Origin of the sequence: Dactylosporangium sp. NPDC050588, from assembly GCF_040654975.1 — a bacterium.
Lineage (GTDB): Bacteria > Actinomycetota > Actinomycetes > Mycobacteriales > Micromonosporaceae > Dactylosporangium > Dactylosporangium maewongense.
Genome location: NZ_JBFAJA010000008.1, coordinates 1 through 17,967, shown reverse-complemented (window position 1 = coordinate 17,967; position 17,967 = coordinate 1). Strand labels below are relative to the sequence as shown.

At 72.1% G+C, this 17,967-nt stretch carries 15 protein-coding genes and 3 tRNA genes; 7 read left to right on the top strand and 11 right to left on the bottom strand.

Annotated features, from left to right (window positions below; all coding sequences use genetic code 11):
• Positions 1 to 81: 81 nt before the first annotated feature.
• The 4 genes from AB0I21_RS06905 to AB0I21_RS06890 are packed head-to-tail and all read right to left on the bottom strand — an operon-like array spanning position 82 to position 5,147.
• Positions 82 to 1,431 (bottom strand): formimidoylglutamate deiminase, encoded by a 1,350-nt coding sequence (locus tag AB0I21_RS06905; protein ID WP_360559471.1) that lies wholly within the window; start codon positions 1,429 to 1,431, stop codon positions 82 to 84.
• Entirely contained in the window at positions 1,428 to 2,633 is a 1,206-nt protein-coding gene (locus AB0I21_RS06900; RefSeq protein WP_360559586.1) for an allantoate amidohydrolase, read from the bottom strand. The genes AB0I21_RS06905 and AB0I21_RS06900 overlap by 4 nt, the downstream gene beginning before the upstream one ends.
• A 2-nt stretch (positions 2,634 to 2,635) precedes the next feature.
• Positions 2,636 to 4,285 carry a urocanate hydratase gene (gene hutU / locus AB0I21_RS06895; RefSeq protein ID WP_360559470.1) on the bottom strand — a complete coding sequence of 550 codons (1,650 nt, stop codon included), beginning with the start codon at positions 4,283 to 4,285 and terminating at the stop codon, positions 2,636 to 2,638.
• Between the two features lie 13 nt (positions 4,286 to 4,298).
• Positions 4,299 to 5,147: a MurR/RpiR family transcriptional regulator gene (locus AB0I21_RS06890; protein WP_344501901.1), complete on the bottom strand. Its 849-nt coding sequence runs from the start codon at positions 5,145 to 5,147 to the stop codon at positions 4,299 to 4,301.
• A gap of 107 nt (positions 5,148 to 5,254) precedes the next feature.
• Between AB0I21_RS06890 and AB0I21_RS06885 the strand changes: the two genes are divergently transcribed.
• Genes AB0I21_RS06885 through AB0I21_RS06875 form a run of 3 tightly spaced genes read left to right on the top strand, consistent with a single transcriptional unit; the run spans position 5,255 to position 7,302 of the window.
• Positions 5,255 to 6,055, top strand: a complete 801-nt coding sequence (locus tag AB0I21_RS06885) for an MOSC N-terminal beta barrel domain-containing protein (RefSeq protein WP_360559469.1) — start codon at positions 5,255 to 5,257, stop codon at positions 6,053 to 6,055.
• Between the two features lie 38 nt (positions 6,056 to 6,093).
• Positions 6,094 to 6,783, top strand: a complete 690-nt coding sequence (locus tag AB0I21_RS06880) for a hypothetical protein (protein WP_360559468.1) — start codon at positions 6,094 to 6,096, stop codon at positions 6,781 to 6,783.
• Between the two features lie 27 nt (positions 6,784 to 6,810).
• Complete coding sequence (locus AB0I21_RS06875; protein ID WP_360559467.1) at positions 6,811 to 7,302, top strand: hypothetical protein; 492 nt, start codon at positions 6,811 to 6,813, stop codon at positions 7,300 to 7,302.
• Positions 7,303 to 7,438: 136 nt separating this feature from the next.
• Here AB0I21_RS06875 and AB0I21_RS06870 read toward each other — a convergent pair.
• From AB0I21_RS06870 to bcp, 7 genes are all read right to left on the bottom strand, one after another.
• Positions 7,439 to 7,587: transfer RNA gene (locus AB0I21_RS06870), tRNA-OTHER, on the bottom strand.
• Positions 7,588 to 7,697: 110 nt separating this feature from the next.
• Positions 7,698 to 8,429 (bottom strand): hypothetical protein, encoded by a 732-nt coding sequence (locus tag AB0I21_RS06865; protein WP_344501512.1) that lies wholly within the window; start codon positions 8,427 to 8,429, stop codon positions 7,698 to 7,700.
• 52 nt (positions 8,430 to 8,481) lie between these two features.
• Positions 8,482 to 8,554: transfer RNA gene (locus AB0I21_RS06860), tRNA-Leu, on the bottom strand.
• A gap of 24 nt (positions 8,555 to 8,578) precedes the next feature.
• Positions 8,579 to 9,421: a transglutaminase family protein gene (locus tag AB0I21_RS06855; RefSeq protein WP_360559466.1), complete on the bottom strand. Its 843-nt coding sequence runs from the start codon at positions 9,419 to 9,421 to the stop codon at positions 8,579 to 8,581.
• On the bottom strand, positions 9,418 to 10,365 hold the full coding sequence (locus AB0I21_RS06850; RefSeq protein ID WP_344501510.1) for an alpha-E domain-containing protein: 948 nt from the start codon (positions 10,363 to 10,365) through the stop codon (positions 9,418 to 9,420). Before AB0I21_RS06850 ends, AB0I21_RS06855 begins: the two co-directional genes overlap by 4 nt.
• An 8-nt stretch (positions 10,366 to 10,373) precedes the next feature.
• Entirely contained in the window at positions 10,374 to 11,948 is a 1,575-nt protein-coding gene (locus AB0I21_RS06845) for a circularly permuted type 2 ATP-grasp protein (RefSeq protein ID WP_360559465.1), read from the bottom strand.
• 58 nt (positions 11,949 to 12,006) lie between these two features.
• Complete coding sequence (gene bcp, locus AB0I21_RS06840; protein WP_344501508.1) at positions 12,007 to 12,480, bottom strand: thioredoxin-dependent thiol peroxidase; 474 nt, start codon at positions 12,478 to 12,480, stop codon at positions 12,007 to 12,009.
• A 131-nt stretch (positions 12,481 to 12,611) separates the two neighbouring features.
• On the opposite strand from bcp, the gene AB0I21_RS06835 reads away from it, so the two are divergent.
• The 4 genes from AB0I21_RS06835 (at position 12,612) to AB0I21_RS06820 (ending at position 17,923) form a co-directional block, all read left to right on the top strand.
• Positions 12,612 to 14,387, top strand: coding sequence for a copper resistance protein CopC (locus tag AB0I21_RS06835; RefSeq protein WP_360559464.1), 1,776 nt, complete (start codon positions 12,612 to 12,614; stop codon positions 14,385 to 14,387).
• Between the two features lie 669 nt (positions 14,388 to 15,056).
• Complete coding sequence (locus tag AB0I21_RS06830; protein ID WP_360559463.1) at positions 15,057 to 17,060, top strand: hypothetical protein; 2,004 nt, start codon at positions 15,057 to 15,059, stop codon at positions 17,058 to 17,060.
• A 95-nt stretch (positions 17,061 to 17,155) separates the two neighbouring features.
• Entirely contained in the window at positions 17,156 to 17,794 is a 639-nt protein-coding gene (gene orn / locus AB0I21_RS06825; protein ID WP_344501505.1) for an oligoribonuclease, read from the top strand.
• Between the two features lie 53 nt (positions 17,795 to 17,847).
• Positions 17,848 to 17,923: transfer RNA gene (locus AB0I21_RS06820), tRNA-His, on the top strand.
• The last annotated feature ends 44 nt before the right edge of the window (positions 17,924 to 17,967 follow it).

The window sequence follows — 17,967 nt, the reverse complement described above, 5'->3', positions numbered from 1 at the left end:
GGCGGCTGGTGGTGGCGGTCGCGGGGAAGCTCGCGGCGACGGGTTCGCCGCTGTGGTTGGTGCTGGTGGCGGGTGTGGGGGTCATCGCAGGCTGCCGGTGAGTGTGGTGTGGAGGGCGTCGGTCAGGGTGGCGCCGACGTCGGGGACGGTGAGGTGGGCGCCGTCGCGGACGATGACGCGGCCGTCGGTGACGACGTGGCGGACGTCGGCGGCGGTCGCGGCGAACACGACGGCGGCCGGATCGCAGCCGGCGGTGCGGGGAGAGGTCAGCGAGACCGTGACGAGGTCGGCGCGGGCGCCGGGGGTGATGGTGCCCGCGTCGGTCCAGCCGAGGGCGGCGTGGCCGGTGGCGGTCGCGGCGGTGATCAGGTCGGCGCCGGTGAAGTGGCCGCGGTGCTCGGTGTGCAGGCGCTCGTGCATCTCGACGCCGCGCGCCTCCTCGAACGGGTCGATCACGGCGTGGCTGTCACTGCCGAGCGACAGCGGGCTGCCCGCGTCGGTCAGCGAGCGGGCGTGGCCGATGCCGTCGGCGAGGTCCCGCTCGGTGGTGGGGCAGAAGCACACCCCGGTGCCGGAGTCGCCCAGCTCGGTGCGGTCGGTGTCGGTGAGGTGGGTCGCGTGGACGGCGGTCACCCGCGGCCCGGTCAGCCCGCGGTCGGCGAGCAGCTCCGTGGGGGTGCGGCCGTGGACCGCCAGGCAGGCATCGTTCTCCGCGCGCTGCTCCGACAGGTGTACGTGCACCGGCACCCCCTCGGTGTGCCTGGCGAACTCGGTGAGCGCCGCCGCCGGAACGGCCCGCACGCTGTGCGCCGCGGCGCCGATCTTCGCGTGCGGTCGTGCGGCGAGCCGGCCGACGCGGTCCGCCCAGCCGTCGACGCCGGCGTCGCCGAAGCGGCGCTGGACCCCTTCCAGCGGCCGGCCGTCGACGCTCGACGTCAGGTACAGCGTGTCCAGCAGCGTGATCCTGATGCCGGCGTCGGCGGCCGCGGCGATCAGGGCCTCGCCCATCGCGTTGGGCTCGTCATAGGGCGTGCCGCCGGGGCCGTGGTGCAGGTAGTGGAACTCGCCGACGCAGGTGATGCCGGCCAGGGCCATCTCGGCGTACACGGCCCGGGCGAGCCGGTGATAGGAGTCGGGGTCCAGCGCGGCGGCCACCGCGTACATCTGCTCGCGCCACGTCCAGAACGTGCCCCGCCCCCCGTGCGTCCGCCCGCGCAGCGCCCGGTGAAACGCGTGCGAGTGCGCGTTGGCGAACCCCGGCAGCGTCACCCCCGGCAACCAGACCACGTCGAGCCCGGCGGCCAGCGGCACGCCGGGCGTGACGGTGGTGAACCGCCCGTCGGCCACCTCGATCAGCACGTCGGCCGCGAGGCCGTCCGCGAGCCACGCCCACTCGCAGTGGAAGCGCGACGGGGCGGTGGAAGGGCTCATCGGCACAGCCGGGCCAGCAGGTCGGTGAGCTTCTCGACGCCGGCCGCGCAGTCCGCGTCCGTGGCAGACTCCTGCGGGGCGTGCGAGATGCCGGTCGGGTTGCGGACGAAGAGCATGGCGGTGTCGACGTGCTTCGACAGGACGCCCGCGTCGTGGCCGGCGGCGGTCGGCAGGACCGGGACGCCGAGCTCCAGCGCCGCCAGGCGGCTGACGTCGCCGGCGAAGGCCACCTCCCCGGTCACCGACTCGGCGTGCAGGGCGACGTGGGTGCCGTCGTGCATGGCGCGCTCCTCGGCGCGCTGGCGGATCGCGTTGACGAGCCGGTCGAGGGTGTCGGTGTCGGCGGCGCGCGCGTCCAGCCACGCCGAGGCTCGGGCGGCGATCGCGTTGGTCGCGTTGGGCGCGACGTCCACCCGGCCGACCGTGGCGTGGGCGCCGTGCGACCTGGCGGTCTCGTCGGCGGCGAGGACGGTGTGCGCGAGGGTGAGCATCGGGTCGTGCCGGTCGAGCATCCGGGTCGTGCCGGCGTGGTTGCCCTCGCCGGAGAAGTCGAGCCGGTAGCGCCCGTGGGGCCAGATCCCGCTCGCCACCCCGACCGGGGCTTCGAGCACGTCGAGGGCGCGGCCCTGCTCGACGTGCAGCTCGACGAAGGCGCCGATGCGGGCCAGCCGGTCGGGGTCGGGGCCGAGCGCGTCGACGTCGAGGCCGGCCTTGCCCATCGCCTCGGCCAGGTGGATCCCGTCGCGGTCCTGCAGCCGCAGCGCCTGCGCCGGGTCGAACGCGCCGGTGAGCAGGCGGGAGCCGAGGCACGGCACGCCGAAGCGGGCCCCCTCCTCCTCGGTGAAGACCACCACGGCCAGGGGGCGGGTGGGTGTGACGCCCCGCTCGCGGAGCCGGTCGACGGCGAGCAGCCCGGAGACGACGCCGAGCGGCCCGTCATAGCCACCGCCGTGCGGCACCGAGTCGAGGTGGCTGCCGGTGACGACGGCGCCTTCGCCGTCGGGGGCGCCCCACCAGGCCCACAGGTTGCCGTTGCGGTCGACCTCCACCTCCAGGTCGCGGTCGATCGCCTCCTCGATGAACCACTCCCGGCACACCATGTCGGCGTCCGTCCACGAGTGCCGCAGGTAGCCGCCGTCGCCGCCGGCCATGCCGATGGGGCTGAGCGAACCCCACAGCGCCGCGAACCGCTCACCGGTCATCGTCATGACGTCTCTCCCATCGGCACCCGCAGCCCCGCCTGCCCGGCGACCTCGGTGGCCTCGTCATAGCCGGCGTCGACGTGCCGGAGCACGCCCATCGCCGGATCGTTGGTCAGGACCCTGGCGAGCTTCTGCGCGGCGAGCTCCGTGCCGTCGGCGACGGAGACCTGCCCGGCGTGGATCGAGCGGCCGATCCCGACGCCGCCGCCGTGGTGGATCGACACCCACGACGCGCCGGAGGCGGTGTTGACCAGCGCGTTGAGCAGGGGCCAGTCGGCGATCGCGTCGGAGCCGTCGCGCATCGCCTCGGTCTCCCGGTAGGGCGAGGCGACGGAGCCGGTGTCGAGGTGGTCGCGGCCGATCACCAGCGGCGCCTCGACGGTGCCGTCGGCGACCATCTCGTTGAACCTCAGGCCGGCCTTGTCGCGCTCGCCCTGCCCGAGCCAGCAGATCCTGGCGGGCAGCCCCTGGAACGCGACCCGCTCGCCGGCCATGCGGATCCAGCGGTGCAGTGAGTCGTTGTCGGGGAAGAGGTCGAGCACGGCCCGGTCGGTGGCGGCGATGTCGGCCGGGTTGCCCGACAGGGCGGCCCAGCGGAAGGGGCCCTTGCCCTCGCAGAACAGCGGCCGGATGTACGCCGGGACGAAGCCGGGGAACGCGAACGCCCGGTCGAACCCACCCAGCTGCGCCTCGCCGCGGATCGAGTTGCCGTAGTCGAAGACCTCGGCGCCCCGGTCGAGGAACCCGACCATCGCCTCGACGTGGCGGGCCATCGAGTGGCGGGCCCGCTCGGTGAACTCCTCGGGCTTCTTCGCCGCGTAGTCGGCGGCGTCGCCGGGATCGACCCCGCTCGGCACGTAGGACAGCGGGTCGTGCGCGGAGGTCTGGTCGGTGACGATGTCGACCGGCACGCCCATGCGCAGCAGCTCGGGCAGCAGCAGCGCGGCGTTGCCGACGACGCCGACCGACAGCGCCCGCCGGGCGATCTGCGCCTCGACCGCGAGCCGCACCCCTTCTTCGAGCGAGTCGGCGATGACGTCGAGATAGCGGGTCGCGACCCGCCGCTCCAGACGCGTGCGGTCGACGTCGACGATCAGGCAGGCGCCACCATTCATCGTGACGGCGAGCGGCTGGGCGCCGCCCATGCCGCCGCAGCCCGCGGTGAGCGTCAGCGTGCCGGCGAGGGTGCCGCCGAAGCGCTTGGCCGCCACCGCCGCGAACGTCTCGTAGGTGCCCTGCAGGATGCCCTGGGTGCCGATGTAGATCCAGGAGCCGGCGGTCATCTGTCCATACATGGTCAGGCCGAGCGCTTCGAGGCGCCGGAACTCGGGCCAGGTCGCCCAGTCGCCGACGAGGTTGGAGTTGGCGATCAGCACCCGCGGCGCCCACTCGTGGGTCTGCAGCACGCCGACGGGGCGGCCGGACTGCACCAGCATCGTCTCGTCGGGCGCCAGCGTCGTGAGCGTGCGCACCAGCGCGCGGAACGACGGCCAGTCGCGCGCCGCCTTGCCCGTGCCGCCATAGACGACCAGGTCCTGCGGCCGCTCGGCGACGTCGGGGTCGAGGTTGTTCATCAGCATGCGCAGCGCGGCTTCCTGCTGCCAGCCCCGGGCCGTCAGCTTGGTGCCGCGAGGGGCACGGACCGTCTCCATCGAACTCCTCGGGTTAGGGCAGGAAGACCTGGCGGGTGGCGGCGGCCCGCTCGAACGCCTCGAGTCGGGCCTGGGTCTCGGTCGGGGCGGCGTCGCACATGGCCTGCAGCAGCATCGTCACCATCGCCGTCGGTGCGCTGTGGGAGTCGAACACCAGCCGCGACCCGACGGGCGCGGGCAGGACGATGTCGGACTCGGCGGCGGCGGGGCTGACCGGCGAGTCCGTGACGGTCACGACGGTGAGACCGGCGGCGCGTGCCTCCCGCAGCGCGTCGACCGCCTCGCGCGGATACCGGGGCAGCACAAACGCCAGCATCGCAACTGCGCCCGCCGCGCGTGCCTGATCCAGCCGATCCGCCAGCAGACTGCCGTGCTCGTGCAGCGGCCGCACGTCGGGGTGGACCTTGGCGGCGAAGTAGCTGAACGCCGTCGCCAGGGCGCGGGCGGCCCGCATGCCGAACACGGGCAGCGGCCGGCTGCCGATGAGCACCCGGCCCGCCTCGGCGAGCGGCTTGGGGTCGGCGAGCGCGTCGGCGAGGCGCTGCAGGTTGGCGATCTCGGCGCCCAGCGCCTGCTGGAACTGGTTGGTCTCGGTCTCGACGGGCTCGTCGTCGCGGGGCGGGCGGTGCTGGTAACCGTCGAACGTGACCCGGATCTCGTCGCGGAGCGCGTGATAGCCGTCGAAGCCAAGAGCCGTGGCGAACCTGGTGACCGACGGCTGGCTCACCCCGGCGAGCGTGGCCACGTCGCCGCTGGACAGATAGCCGGCCTGGCCGGCGTTGTCGACCAGGCAGCGGGCGATGCGCCGCTGGGCAGGCGTGAGCCGCTGCCCGTCGAACAGCTCCAGCAGTCGCCGCTCCATCTCCGAAGTCACCGCCCGAATGTAAGAGTACATTCATGATCGAGTCAAGCGCATCAACTCATTCATAGTGTTGCCTAACCACGGGGTCGGCGTGCGACGCTCGCGGCGTGCGGTTGACCTACCTGGCTACCTACCCCGTCAAGAGCTGCTATCGAGTGGAGGCGGCCTCCGCCGAGGTGGAGCCGTGGGGGCTGGCCGGCGACCGCCGCTGGCTCGTCGTCGACGGCGCCGCGAAGCTCGTCACCCAGCGTGACACCCCGGCCCTCGGGCGCATCCGGCCCGAGTCGCGCGACGGCGGGCTGACACTGCGGGCGCCCGGCGCCCCGGACCTGTGGGTTCCGTCGCCGCGAGGCGCCACCACGGACGTCCGGCACTTCTTCCTGTCGATCGCCGCCACGCCGGCCGGGGAGGCCGCCGACCGGTGGATCTCCGGCGTGATCGGCCGCCCCGTCAGCCTCGTCTGGCTCGACGACCCGACCCGCCGCCCGGTCGAGCCGGACTACAGCGAGCCCGGCGACCGGGTCAGCTTCGCCGACGGCTTCCCGCTGCTGCTGGCCAACGCGGCCTCGCTCGACGCCGTCAACGACTGGCTGGTCGAGGGCGGCGACGAGCCCGTCGAGATGACCCGCTTCCGGCCCAACGTGGTCGTCGGCGGCGCGCCCGCCTGGGCCGAGGACACCTGGATCGGCCGGCGGGTCGTCATCGGCGACGTGTCGTTCCGGGTGCCGAAGGCGTGCAGCCGCTGCGTCCTGACCACCATCGACCCGGAGACCGGCGAGAAGGGCCGCCAGCCGCTGCGCGTGCTCGGCGAGCGCCGCCGCTTCCCGGAAGGCCTGCTGTTCGGCGTCAACCTCATCCCTGACCGCGAGGGCAAGATCGCTGTGGGCGACGAGGTGATCGTGGCATAACGGACCCGGCGGGGCGGGTGACAGGTCATGATCAAGGGGTGACGCCCCTGCGGGTCCGGCCCCACCTCGCCGAGATCCTCGACCGGACCGGGCACGTGGTGCTGACGTTCAGCGTGCTCGGCAACCTGCTGCCCGAGCCCGAGGCCGTCGCCGGGCAGATCCGCGAGATGCTGCTGGACACCGGCCACCAGATTTCGATCATGGTCGGCGTGAGCGGCAACCCGTTCGACATGCTGGCCGAGGCGTACACCGCAGGCGAGGACCTCGGCAGGCGCGCCGAGCAGCTCGTCCACGACGCGGAGCTCGACGCGGCCGGGCAGGCACCGATCACGGCCGGCGCGCCCGCCCTCCTCGAGGCCTGCCGCGCCACCGGCCGCGCCGTCACCGTCTACGCACCGCACAGCGAGTCGGCGGTGGGTCGCTTCCTGCAGCACCACGGCCTGCGCGCCCTGGTCGGGCCGGCACTGGGCCGGGGATTCGCGATGCGACACCCCGCCGTCCGCACGATGGCTCCTGTACTGGAGGCGATCGGCGCCCACCCGGCCGAGACGGCGGTCGTGTGCGCGACCTTCTCGGCCATGTCCGCCACGCAGCGGGCCGGCGCCCACGCCATCGGCGTCGAACGCATCCGCGAGCCCCGCAAGATGCTGCACGGCGGCGAGGGCAGCAACGCCGTCGTGCAGTCGTTGGCCCACCTCGCCGACGCCGTCAGGGCCCGCGCCGCATGAGGCGGCGCCTCTGGTAGAACAACGCCCGTGTCGTTTCTGCTGTGGTCGGGACAGGCGATCGGGCACCGCCGCGCCGGTGTCGGCGCCCTCGTGGCGGTGGCCTGCGCCGCCGCGGCCGTGACGCTCTTCCCGGAGCACCCGTTCGACCGGCCGAAGACCCTGGCGGCCGCCGCGCTGCTGTTCGTCGCCGCGCTCGCCGCCCTGGTCTGGGCCGCCGCGATGGCGCACGTCAGCGTGCAGATCAGCATGTACAACGTCCGCATCCGGCACGGGCTGCTGCCGATGCCGCCGATCCAGGTGCCGCTGCGCATGGTCAACAGCCTGCGCGCCGTCGACGTGCAGTCCAGCATCGCCCAGCGATGGGGGTGGACCTGGATTCCCGGTCGCGGCCGGGCGGTCATCGTACGGTCGGGGCCGGCGCTCCTGTTCGACTTCGCCGGTCGCCAGTTCACGATCAGCGTCGACGACCCCGACGAGGCCGAGGCGGCCCTGAATCGGATGCGCAGCAGCGCCCGCTGACGCCGGAATTGGTGAAGCCCGGGGAGTATCCATCCCCGGGCCTCGATTTGCCGCCCAATTGCACACACCGGCACGTTTAAGATCGCAGATCAGCTTGAAGGCGTCGCGCTCTGCGATTGAGCTATCGGGCCGTGCTTGGAGGCCCGAACGGGAGTTGAACCCGTAGCCTCGACGACGAGGTCTGCGATCGGTCGATCCGGTGTTGAGCGACGAATGCTCAGACTGGAGCGAGAAGTTGAGTTTGTGTTTCGGCTCCCGCGGCCGCCTCTGCCATTGGGCTACGCCGTCACGAGTGACGGCGGAAGGAATCGAACCTTCACATTGACACCGCGCGCACCTGTCAAACTGAGCCTCAGGTTCAGTCTGCGCTCCTTGCGCACCACCGATCCTAGTCGTCAGGAGAAGAGGAAGCGAAACACTTTCTCGCCGGCCTCCTGCTGCACGACCTCCGCGCCGTTGGCCTCCTCGCGGGCGAACTTCACCGCGGCCTGGAGCTTCTCGACCCGCTCCACCAGCTCGTTGACCCGCTGGGCGGGCAGCGCGCCGGAGAACTTCACGGTCTTCCAGTAGCCGATCACGACGTCCTCGTAGTACACCTCGACCTGCGCCGGGTGCTTCTCCGTGGCCTCGGCCTTCACGTGGTTGCGCGGGATCTTCTTGGTCCGGGTGGTCTGCGTCGGCTCGGTCGCATAGCAGTCCGCGGAGGCGTCATACACCCACGACTCGGACGCGTCGAGCACCGGCAGCTTCCGCACGAACGTCAGCAGGTCGACCAGCTGCTTCTCCAGGAACAGCAGGTAGGACACCGGCACGTCCCGCAGCAGCGGTGTGCCGTCGACGACGACGTCGGCGCGGGCGACGCAGTTGGTCCAGTCCTTCGTCGCGGTGACGTCGAAGAGCCGGGTCAGGATGGTGGCGGTCTGCCGCAGGATCTCGTCGGCCTTGACCTGCACGCGGGTGGACTCGGGCGGCAGCTGCTCGCCCTCCTCGTCCTTCGGGCGGTAGGTGCGCGCGATGCCCGCGAGCAGGGCGGGCTTCTGCAGCACGTGGTGCGCGTCGGTCAGTTCCTGGAAGGAGCGCGACTTGACGCCCTTCTCGACCGCGATGATCTGATTCAGCTTCGTCATGATGCGGCCGAGTGTACGAGCCGGGTACGACGAAATTCATCCGAGATAAACGTGGGGCCGGTGAGAGTCGAACTCACACTGGCACGGACCTAAACCGTGTGCCTCTGCCATTGGGCTACGGCCCCGCGTATGACCGGGCATCACTCTACTCAGGCCAGGCGCGTGATCTCGACGGTGACCCCGAGGTGTTTGCTCGGCGCGCCGTGATAGACGCCGCGCAGTGGCGGCACGTCGTCGTAGTCGCGTCCCCGGGCGACCACCACGTGCCGCGGGCCGACCGGGATCCCGTTCGTGGGATCGAAGCCGGTCCAATCGCCGGTCCACCATTCGACCCAGGCGTGGCTCTGCCCCGCGACCGTCTCGCCGATCTCCGCCTCGGCCTTCGGGTGCAGATAGCCCGACACGTACCGGGCCGGGACGCCCCTGGCCCGCAGCAGCCCGACGGTCAGGTGCGCGATGTCCTGGCAGACCCCCTTGCGCAGCTTCCACGCCTCCTGGGCGCTCGTCTGCACGCCGGTGGATCCGGGCACGTAGGCGACGTTCTCCCGTACCCAATGCGACAACGCCTCGGCGGAGGCCTTCGGCGACCTGCCGGCGACCGCGTCCCATGCCTCGCCGGCCAGATCGGCGTCGACGGCCGTCAGCGGGCGCTCCGTCAGCAGCTCCGCGTGGGTGTCGAGGACCGCGTCGGAGGCCAGCTCCGACCAGCCGAGGTCGACGACCGGCCGGGGCGGCGGCGTCACCTCGACGAGGCTGCTGGACACGACCCGCAGCTGCTGGTGCGGCCGGTGCAGGTCGAACGCGGTCACCTGCGTCGCCCAGTAGTCGTGGTACCGGTAGGTCGTCGCCCCCGGCGTGACCTCGACCTGGCTGAACAGCGTGGTCTGCCAGGGCAGCGTCAGCGGGGTCAGCCGCGCCTCGTTGTAGGACGCGGAGACGGTGCCCGCGTACCGGTAGCCGGTGACATGCCTGATCTTGAGACGCCAACTCATGATCCACCCCATGCGACGGTGCCCCAGGTGACGGGGGTTGACTGCGGGAAGTAGCGGGCCGTGATCGCCGCGCTGGCCGTGGCGCAGGTCTGTTGCAGCGCCCGCAGGTGCTGCGGCAGCTCCGCCAGGAGGGTGGCGGTGTCGGCGTACTCGAGCCGGGTGCGGATCTGCCCGATCGGCCGGCGTGCCGCGTCGGTGACGCCGGCCCGCTCGGTCGTCGGCGCCAGCTCGCGCAGGCACTGCTCGGCGGTGCCCAGCGCGTGCAGCGCCGACCGCGGGAACAGCCGGTCCAGCAGCAGGAACTCCGTGACCCGCTGCGGGTCGAACGTGCCGCCGTGGGTGCGCAGGAACGCCTCGTCGGCGCCGCAGGAGCGCAGCACGGTCCGCCAGCCCGTGATCTCGTCCGTGGTGTTGGTCTGGATCGACAGCAGCCGTGCGGTCATGTCGACGCGCTCCAGGCTGCGCCCCAGCACGAGGAACCGCCATCCGTCGTCGCGGCTCATCGTGGATTCGGCCAGCCCTGCCAGTACCGCCGAACGCTCCCGGACGAAGCTGAGGAACACGGTCGGTCCGAGCCGCTCGGCCGCGACCCGCCGGGACGCGAGCGTGTGCCAGGTGACGTTGAGGCACTCCCACATCTCGCTGGAGATCGTCTCGCGGACACCGCGCGCGTTGTCACGGGCGGCGACGATCGCGCCGGAGATCGCGCTCGGGTCCTCCGCGTCGAACGCGAGCAGCTCCAGCACGTCGCCCGTGGTGATCCGCCGGTCCTGCGGCGCGGGCGCGCCGAGCACCGACATCAGCGTCCGGCACGCGGCGTCCTCGTCGGCCCACGGGTCCTCCAGGAGCCGGCCGAGGAACGCGTCGAGGATGCGGGCGGTGTCGTCGGCGCGCTCGACGTAGCGGCCGATCCAGAACAGGGACTCCGCGATGCGGCTGAGCACGGCCCCTCCTACTGTTGCTGCTGCTGTTGACCGGCGAGCTGCGCGGCGGCCGGGCCGGAGTCGCGGGGCCCGCCACCGGCCTCACGCGGCTCTGGCAGTTTGTGTTTCTGCGGTACTGACGGCGCGGGGTCGGTCGGATGCGCGAGCACCCAGGTGTCCTTGGAACCGCCGCCCTGACTGGAGTTGACGACCAGCGCGCCCTCCGGCAACGCGACGCGGGTCAGGCCGCCGGGCACCAGCCAGATCTCGTCGCCGTCGTTGACCGCGAACGGCCGCAGGTCGATGTGGCGCGGCGCGACCCGGTCCCCGAGCAGCGTCGGCGACGTCGACAACGCCACCGGCCGCTGCGCGATCCAGCCCCGCGGGTCCCGCTCGACCTGCGTCCTGAGCGCGGCGAGGGTCTCGTCCGACGCCTGCGGGCCGATCACGATGCCCTTGCCGCCCGCGCCGTCGACCGGCTTCAGCACGAGCTGGTCGAGCCGGCCGAGCACGTCGTGGAGGACCTCCGGGTCGCGGTCGTCCAGCCGGAACGTCTCGACGTTGTCGATGAGTGGCTCCTCCGACAGGTAGTACCGGATGAGGTCCGGCACGTACGTGTAGACGAGCTTGTCGTCGGCGACGCCGTTGCCCACCGCGTTGGCGAGCGTGACCTGCCCCGCGCGGGCCGCGTTGACGATGCCCGGGCAGCCGATCACCGAGTCGGGCCGGAAGTGCAACGGGTCGATGAACTCGTCGTCGACCCGCCGGTACACCACGTGCACCGGCCGCTCGCCCTGCGTGGTGCGCATCCGGACCCGGTTGCCGCTGCAGACGAGGTCGCGCCCCTCCACCAGCTCCACGCCCATCAGCCGGGCGAGCAGCGCGTGCTCGAAGTACGCGGCGTTGTAGACGCCCGGCGTCAGCACGACCACCGTGGGGTCCTCGACGCCCTCCGGCGCCGCGGCCCGCAGCGCCGCCAGGAGCCGGGCCGGGTAGTCGTCGACCGGCCTGACCCGCGCCTCGGCGAACAACGCCGGCATCGTGTGGGTCAGCGCACGGCGGTTCTCGATCACGTACGACACCCCGGACGGGATGCGCAGGTTGTCCTCCAGGACGCGGAACCTGCCCTCCTCGTCCCGGATCAGGTCGACGCCGCTGATGTGCACGCGGACCCCGTTGGCCGGCTCGATGCCGTATGCCTGGCGGTGGAAGTGCGCGCTGGTGGTGATCAGCTTCCGGGGCACGACGCCGTCGGCGAACACGCGCCCGGCGCCGTAGATGTCGGCGAGGAACGCCTCGAGCGCCTTGACCCGCTGCTGCACGGCCGCGGTCAGCAGGTCCCACTCGTGGGCGTCGAGGATCCGGGGGATCAGGTCCAGCGGGAAGGGACGCTCCTCGCCCGCATAGGCGAACGTGACCCCCCGGTCCGTGAAGACCCGGGCCAGCTGGTCGGCGCGGAACCTCAGGTCGGCCGGGGCGAGCGGCTGCAGCGCGGCGAACAGCGAACGGTACGGCGACCGCGGCAGACCGGGGCGCTCGAACATCTCGTCCCACGCCTCGAACATGGCCCCGGACATCGAATAGTCGTCGAAGATGTCCGCCATGGCGAGAGGCTAGGCACGGCCCGTTTCAGCCGCATTACCGATGTGTTTGCGCGACGCGTCAGTCCAGTCCTAAGTCCCGGCGGAGCTTCGCCACGTGTCCTGTGGCCTTCACGTTGTACAGCGCGCGCTCGATCTGCCCCTTCTCGTCGATGACGAAGGTCGAGCGGATCACGCCCAGCACCGTGCGGCCGTAGTTCTGCTTCTCGCCGAACGCGCCGTATGCCTTGAGGACCGCCCGGTCCGGGTCCGACACGAGCGGGAACGTGATCGCGTCGCGCTCGCGGAACTGGGCCAGCTTCGCCGGGGAGTCCGGCGAGATGCCGACGATCTCGTAGCCGGCGGCCTTGAGCGAGGCGAGATTGTCACGGAAGTCGCACGCCTGCTTGGTGCAGCCGGGCGTCATCGCCGCCGGATAGGCATAGAGGACGACCTTGCGCCCCCGGAGGTCGGCGAGCGACAGGGGCTCGTCGCGATCCGTCTGCAGCGTGAAATCGGGAGCGGTGTCACCCGGCTCCAGGCGTGTGGTCGTCATGGTTCGGCACTCTATCGCGCGGCGGTGACATCCATGACGGCGCATAGCGGTGCGTCCCGGCAACGTGACGGATCGTATAAACCCGACCCCCGCGGCAGCACCTCCGAGAAATTCGCGAAATCATGGTCGGCATGACCCGCCGCGCTTGGTCCATCCCCCTGGCGACGCTCTTCGGGGCGCTGCTGATCCTGCTGCTCCCCGCCTCGCCCGCGGGCGCGCACGCGATCATCGAGCGCACCGCGCCCGTCGCCGGCACGGTCGTGGACCAGCTGCCCGGCGAGATCACGCTGACCTTCAGCGAGCCCGTGCGCATCGTCGCCGACAAGATCCGGGTCATCGCGCCCGACGGCAGCCGAGCCGACACGGGCAAGCCCGCCGCGCGCGACACCGAGCTCGTCATCCCGCTCAAGTCCGGCGGCCCGAAGGGCACCTACCTCGTCAGCTACCGGGTCATCTCCGCCGACAGCCACCCCGTGAGCGGCGGCTACAGCTTCTCCTACGGCCAGGTCTCCGCCGTGCCCGGCGGCAACGACGCCGGCGCCGACGTCAAGACCGACGCCGTGGTGAAGAACGCGATGTCCGTCGCGCGGTTCATCGGCTTCGCCGGCCTGATCCTGCTGGTCGGCCCGACGCTGGTCCTGTTCGCCCTCTGGCCGCGGCGGCTCTCCGCCCGAGACCCCGGCAGGGTGGCCCTGACCGGCGCCGGGCTGCTCGTGTTCAGCGCCGCCCTGGAGTTGTACCTGCAGATCCCGTACACCTCCGGCACCTCCCTGTTCGACGTCTCCTCGACCGCCGCCCGCGAGGTGCTCGGCACCACGTTCGGCGCCGCCCACCTGATCCGCATCGCCGTCGCGATCGCAGTCGCGGTGCTGCTGCGCCCCCTCATCGCCGGCCGCGCCGGCAAGATCGACCAGACGCTGCTCGTCATCCTCGGCGTCGTCGGCCTCGCGACCTGGCCGATCTCCGGGCACCCGAGCGCCTCGCCGGTGCCGACGCTGACCGTCGTCGCCGACGCCGCGCACCTCGCCGCGATGGCGGTGTGGCTCGGCGGCCTGCTGATGCTGTTCGCGTTCCTGCTGCGTCGCGCCGACACCCGCGAGCTCACCGCGATCGTGCCCGTCTGGTCCGGCTGGGCGCTGCTGGCGATCACGGTGCTGGTCCTCGCCGGCACCGCGCAGGCCCTCGTCGAGATCGGCACCCTGGACGCGTTGACCGGCACGACGTATGGCCGCCTCGTCATGGTCAAGGCCGGTCTCCTGGCCGTGATCCTGGGGGTCGCGGCCTATTCCCGCAGCATCACCAACCGCCGCTTCACGCCGGCCCCCACGCCCGCCGCCACGGACCCGTCCGACTTCGACGACTCCGATGACCCTGACGACCCCGAGGACTCGGAGGACCTGGCCGACCTGTCCGACTCCGAGGAGGTCGCCGACGCTCCGGCCGAGCCGGCCGACCGGGCCCGGCTGCGACGGGCGGTGCTGATCGAGGTGCTCATCGCCGTCGTGGTGCTCGGCTTCACGTCCGTGCTGGTGCAGACGAGCCCGGCCCGCAGCGTGGCGGCCGGCGACAACGGGGCGGAGGGCCCCTTCACCACCACCGTCACGACCAACCTGGTGAAGCTCGAGGTCGACGTCTCCCCGGGCCGCGTCGGCCCCAACACCGTCCACCTGTATGCCCTCAAGCCCGACGGCTCGGGCCCGCAGACCGTCGCGGAGTGGAAGGCGACCGCCGCCCTGCCGGCCAAGGGCATCGAACCCATCGTCCTGCCGACCCTGCCCATCACCCCCGACCACGCCACCGGCTCGGTGACCCTGACGCCGGCGGGGACGTGGGAGCTGAAGTTCACCGTCCGCGTCGACGAACTCAACCAGACCACCATCGCCGTCCAGGTCCCGATCCGTAGCTGACACCCGCCCGCTGACCTCGCCCTGCTCGCCCTGCCCGGCCGCGCTCGGCCGCGCTGGGTTGGGCCGTTGGCCGGTCCCGTTGGGTCGGCCGTTGATCGCGATGCTGGCTGCCCCCGCAGGGCCGGTCGTCGGCCGGTGCCGCTGGTCTGGTCGTTGATCGCGGCGCTGGCTGGTTGATTGCTGTGCTGGCCGGTCGTGTCTGCGCCGGCGATGTGCGGGCTTCGGGGTTCCCGCGAGCCGCGAGCTCCGGGTCGGCTGCCGTGCACCCCGTTGCCTGTGCTCGGGGTGCCGGCAGTTGATCGATGTGCCAGCGGATGTAGCGGCGCCCGTGGCCAGCGCGACGCGTCCATGGCGTCGCCGTGGGCTGAGCGGCGCGTCCGTGGCGTCGCCGTGGGCTGAGCGGCGCGTCCGTGGCGTCGCCGTGGGCTGAGCGGCGCGTCCGTGGCGTCGCCGTGGGCTGAGCGGCGCGTTGGTGGCAGCCGCCAGCATTGGGCGAGGAAATCGCTGCTTGCCGGACCGGGCACCACCTGTGCGACGCCGACCCCGGTGCCGTCGGCTTGCCGATCCTCGCTGCTGGCTTCCTGGTTCTCGTGCTGCCGTTTGCCGGTGCTTGGGTGGCTGGGTTGATCGAAGGACAGGAGCGGTCGTCGGGACGGCCGGATTCAGGCTTTGATCAACGCGCTGCGGGGTGTTGGGGCGGTAGGTGCTGTGTGCTGGGCGCCGCGGGGGTGGGGGCCAGAGGCGGGGGCGCGGGGCAGTGGTGGCTGGCGCGGGCAGGGTGGGGATCGACGGCCTGCTCTGGTGTGGGGAGGTGCTGGTCGGGGCGGTGGATCGGGATCTTCGTGCATGGGCGTGGTAATTCGGCGCCGCCTAGTGGGTTTGCGGCGAAAGAAGGTAATTCGCGGGTTTTTTGGCGGTATTGTCGGCTTCGGATTGCTGGGGGAAGGGGCCGCTGCCATGGTCGTGCGTCTGGTTCGGGCAGGTGTCGGCGCGCTGTTGCTGCTCATCGCGGTGCCGCTGGGGCTGGCTGGGGGCGGACTCTGGGTGGCCATGGAGCATCGTGCGGGGGATGACACGTTCACGGCGCGGTTGGAGCGGTTGCGCTCCGGGGGGCGCGCGGTGGTGGTGCCTGACGTCGACGCGTTGCTGCGAGCCGATGCGCCGTTCGCGCGGGGTGGGCAGACGACGCTCAGCCTGTCGGCGGTCGGCTCCAGCGGCCCCCTGTTCATCGGGCTGGCTCCGGAAGCAGCGGTAGGGCGGTACCTCGACGGCAAGGTGCAGGCCCGGATCGACCGGGTGCGGCTGGCGCGGGGGCCGTTGCCGGTCGAGTTCACGGAGGTCGAGACCCGGGCGGCCGCGGCGAATGCCGCGAAGCCCGGCACCGCCGGGTCTCAGGCCGGGCAGGCGCAGGGCGGCGCGAGCGACCCGGCGACGACGGAGCCCGCGGTTCCCGGCGCGGCGACTCCCGCCGCGACCGTCCCCGGTGCCGAAGAGCCCAGCGCCGGCGAGACCGCCACCGCGGCGCCTGGTGACGTTGAGCCCGGTGTCACAGGGCCGGCCGTTGCGGGTCCCGGTGTGACAGCGCCCGGCACGGCGGGGTCCGAGGTCCCCGGCGCGACCGCCGCCGACCCGAACGTGAACGACCCGAACTCCGTGACGAGCGGCGGCGCGGCCGGGAACCCGAACGTGGGCAGCGGGGCGCCGGGGGAGCAGACGTTCTGGCTGGCGAAGAGCGTCACGGCCGGTGGGGCGGCGGAGCTGACCTGGTCGCCGTCGGCGTTGCGGGGGCGGCACCTGGCACTCGTGGTCATGAACGCGGACGGCACCGCCGGGATCGACGCGACGGTGACGGCGCGGCTGACGCCGGCGTGGATCGGGCCGACGGCCGGCGGGCTGCTCATGCTCGGGGCGGCTGGGTTCCTGCTGGCGTTGCTGGTCCTCGCCTGGCCGCCGCGGCGCGCGGAAGGGCGGCTCGTGCTGCCGACGCTGCCGTCGCAGCCGACGAAGAGCCGGGCGGGCCTGCGCCGCAACCTGTCGACGCTGTCGGAGCCGATCGCCGCCCTGCTCAACCCCGTCGTGCCGAAGAACCGCGACATGCCGGAAACCGGCGAGGCGAGCGAACCCGGCGAAACCCCCGAGGCCGACAAGGCAACCGAACCCGAGGCCGACAAGGCAACCGAACCCGAGGCCGACAAGGCAACCGAACCCGAGGCCGGCAAGGCAACCGAACCCGAGGCCGGCAAGGCAACCGCGGCGGAGAAGAGCGGGGACATCCCGGTGATCGCGGTCGCGGTGGCGAGCCAGACGGACGAGGCCGACCGCCAGACCACCGTGATCGGCGTCGTGGTGACGGACAAGCCGGTCGACGACCCGGCGTCCCAGGCCACGGAGCCCGAGGGTGAGGCGCGGCAAGAGGCGGCGGCCGGCGGCGATGACGCCCCGGATGCGCCGGTCGCTGTACAGGAGACGCCGCGGACAACGCGTCGGACCGCTGCTGAGGAGAGCCTCGCGGAGACCGAACTGGACCGCCCCGCTCCGGCGGAGGCGCTCGACGACGACGCCCCGGGACCCCTGGCGCTGCCGCCGCTGCCGAAGCTGCCGCCGATCGAGCTGCAGTTCACCTGGGCGCCGGTCGCGGTGGAGGGGCAGGAAGAGGCGGCCACCTCGCGGTGACGGCACCCGGCGGAACGTGAGCCGCACCACGTCCGGCGGGTCCCGGCCGAAGGATAAAGGTAACGAGGAGATGTGGAGTGTGAGAAGTCGGCCAGATGAACACTAGGCTGTGGGGCGTGGGTGATCTTTTGGTCTGGATCGACTGTGAGATGACGGGGCTCGATCTGGGGAAGGACGCGCTGATCGAAGTGGCGGCGCTGGTCACGGACCCGGATCTCAACGTGCTGGGCGAGGGCGTCGACGTGGTGATCCACGCGGAGGACGCGCTGCTGGACGGCATGCTCGACGTGGTGCGCGACATGCACGCCAAGTCGGGGCTCACCGACGCGGTGCGGGCGTCGGCGGTCACCGTGGCGGAGGCGGAGGACCTCGTCATGGACTACATCACGGCCCACGTGCCCGATCCGCGCACCGCGCCGCTGTGCGGCAACTCGATCGCCACCGATCGGGGGTTCCTGGCGCGGGACATGCCGCGGCTCGACAACCACCTGCACTACCGGATGATCGACGTGTCCTCGATCAAGGAGCTGTGCCGCCGGTGGTACCCGCGGGTGTACTTCGGCCAGCCGCCGAAGGGCCTCGCCCACCGGGCGCTCGCGGACATCCGGGAGAGCATCCGGGAGCTCGAGTACTACCGCCGGACGCTGTTCGTGCCGCTGCCGGGGCCGGACGTGGAGGCGGCGAAGGCGATCGGGGCGGAGTTGAGCCGGGAAACCGACACCGGCGCGCGCTAACCCAGTCGACGTATGCCCGTGCTCATGCCCTATTATTGGCGAGCACGTTCATGGTGGCTGTAGCTCAGTTGGCAGAGCACCGGGTTGTGGTCCCGGGTGTCGTGGGTTCAAATCCCATCAGTCACCCCATGTAGGACAGTTCGGCCCCGGTCCGCGACGACGATCCTCAACCA

Coding starts and splice junctions, on each gene's coding strand:
- AB0I21_RS06905 (WP_360559471.1), bottom strand. CDS start 1,431: ATGAGCCCTTCCACCGCCCCGTCGCGCTTCCACTGCGAGTGGGCGTGG.
- AB0I21_RS06900 (WP_360559586.1), bottom strand. CDS start 2,633: ATGACCGGTGAGCGGTTCGCGGCGCTGTGGGGTTCGCTCAGCCCCATC.
- hutU (WP_360559470.1), bottom strand. CDS start 4,285: ATGGAGACGGTCCGTGCCCCTCGCGGCACCAAGCTGACGGCCCGGGGC.
- AB0I21_RS06890 (WP_344501901.1), bottom strand. CDS start 5,147: ATGGAGCGGCGACTGCTGGAGCTGTTCGACGGGCAGCGGCTCACGCCT.
- AB0I21_RS06865 (WP_344501512.1), bottom strand. CDS start 8,429: ATGACGAAGCTGAATCAGATCATCGCGGTCGAGAAGGGCGTCAAGTCG.
- AB0I21_RS06855 (WP_360559466.1), bottom strand. CDS start 9,421: ATGAGTTGGCGTCTCAAGATCAGGCATGTCACCGGCTACCGGTACGCG.
- AB0I21_RS06845 (WP_360559465.1), bottom strand. CDS start 11,948: ATGGCGGACATCTTCGACGACTATTCGATGTCCGGGGCCATGTTCGAG.
- bcp (WP_344501508.1), bottom strand. CDS start 12,480: ATGACGACCACACGCCTGGAGCCGGGTGACACCGCTCCCGATTTCACG.
- AB0I21_RS06835 (WP_360559464.1), top strand. CDS start 12,612: ATGACCCGCCGCGCTTGGTCCATCCCCCTGGCGACGCTCTTCGGGGCG.
- orn (WP_344501505.1), top strand. CDS start 17,156: ATGAACACTAGGCTGTGGGGCGTGGGTGATCTTTTGGTCTGGATCGAC.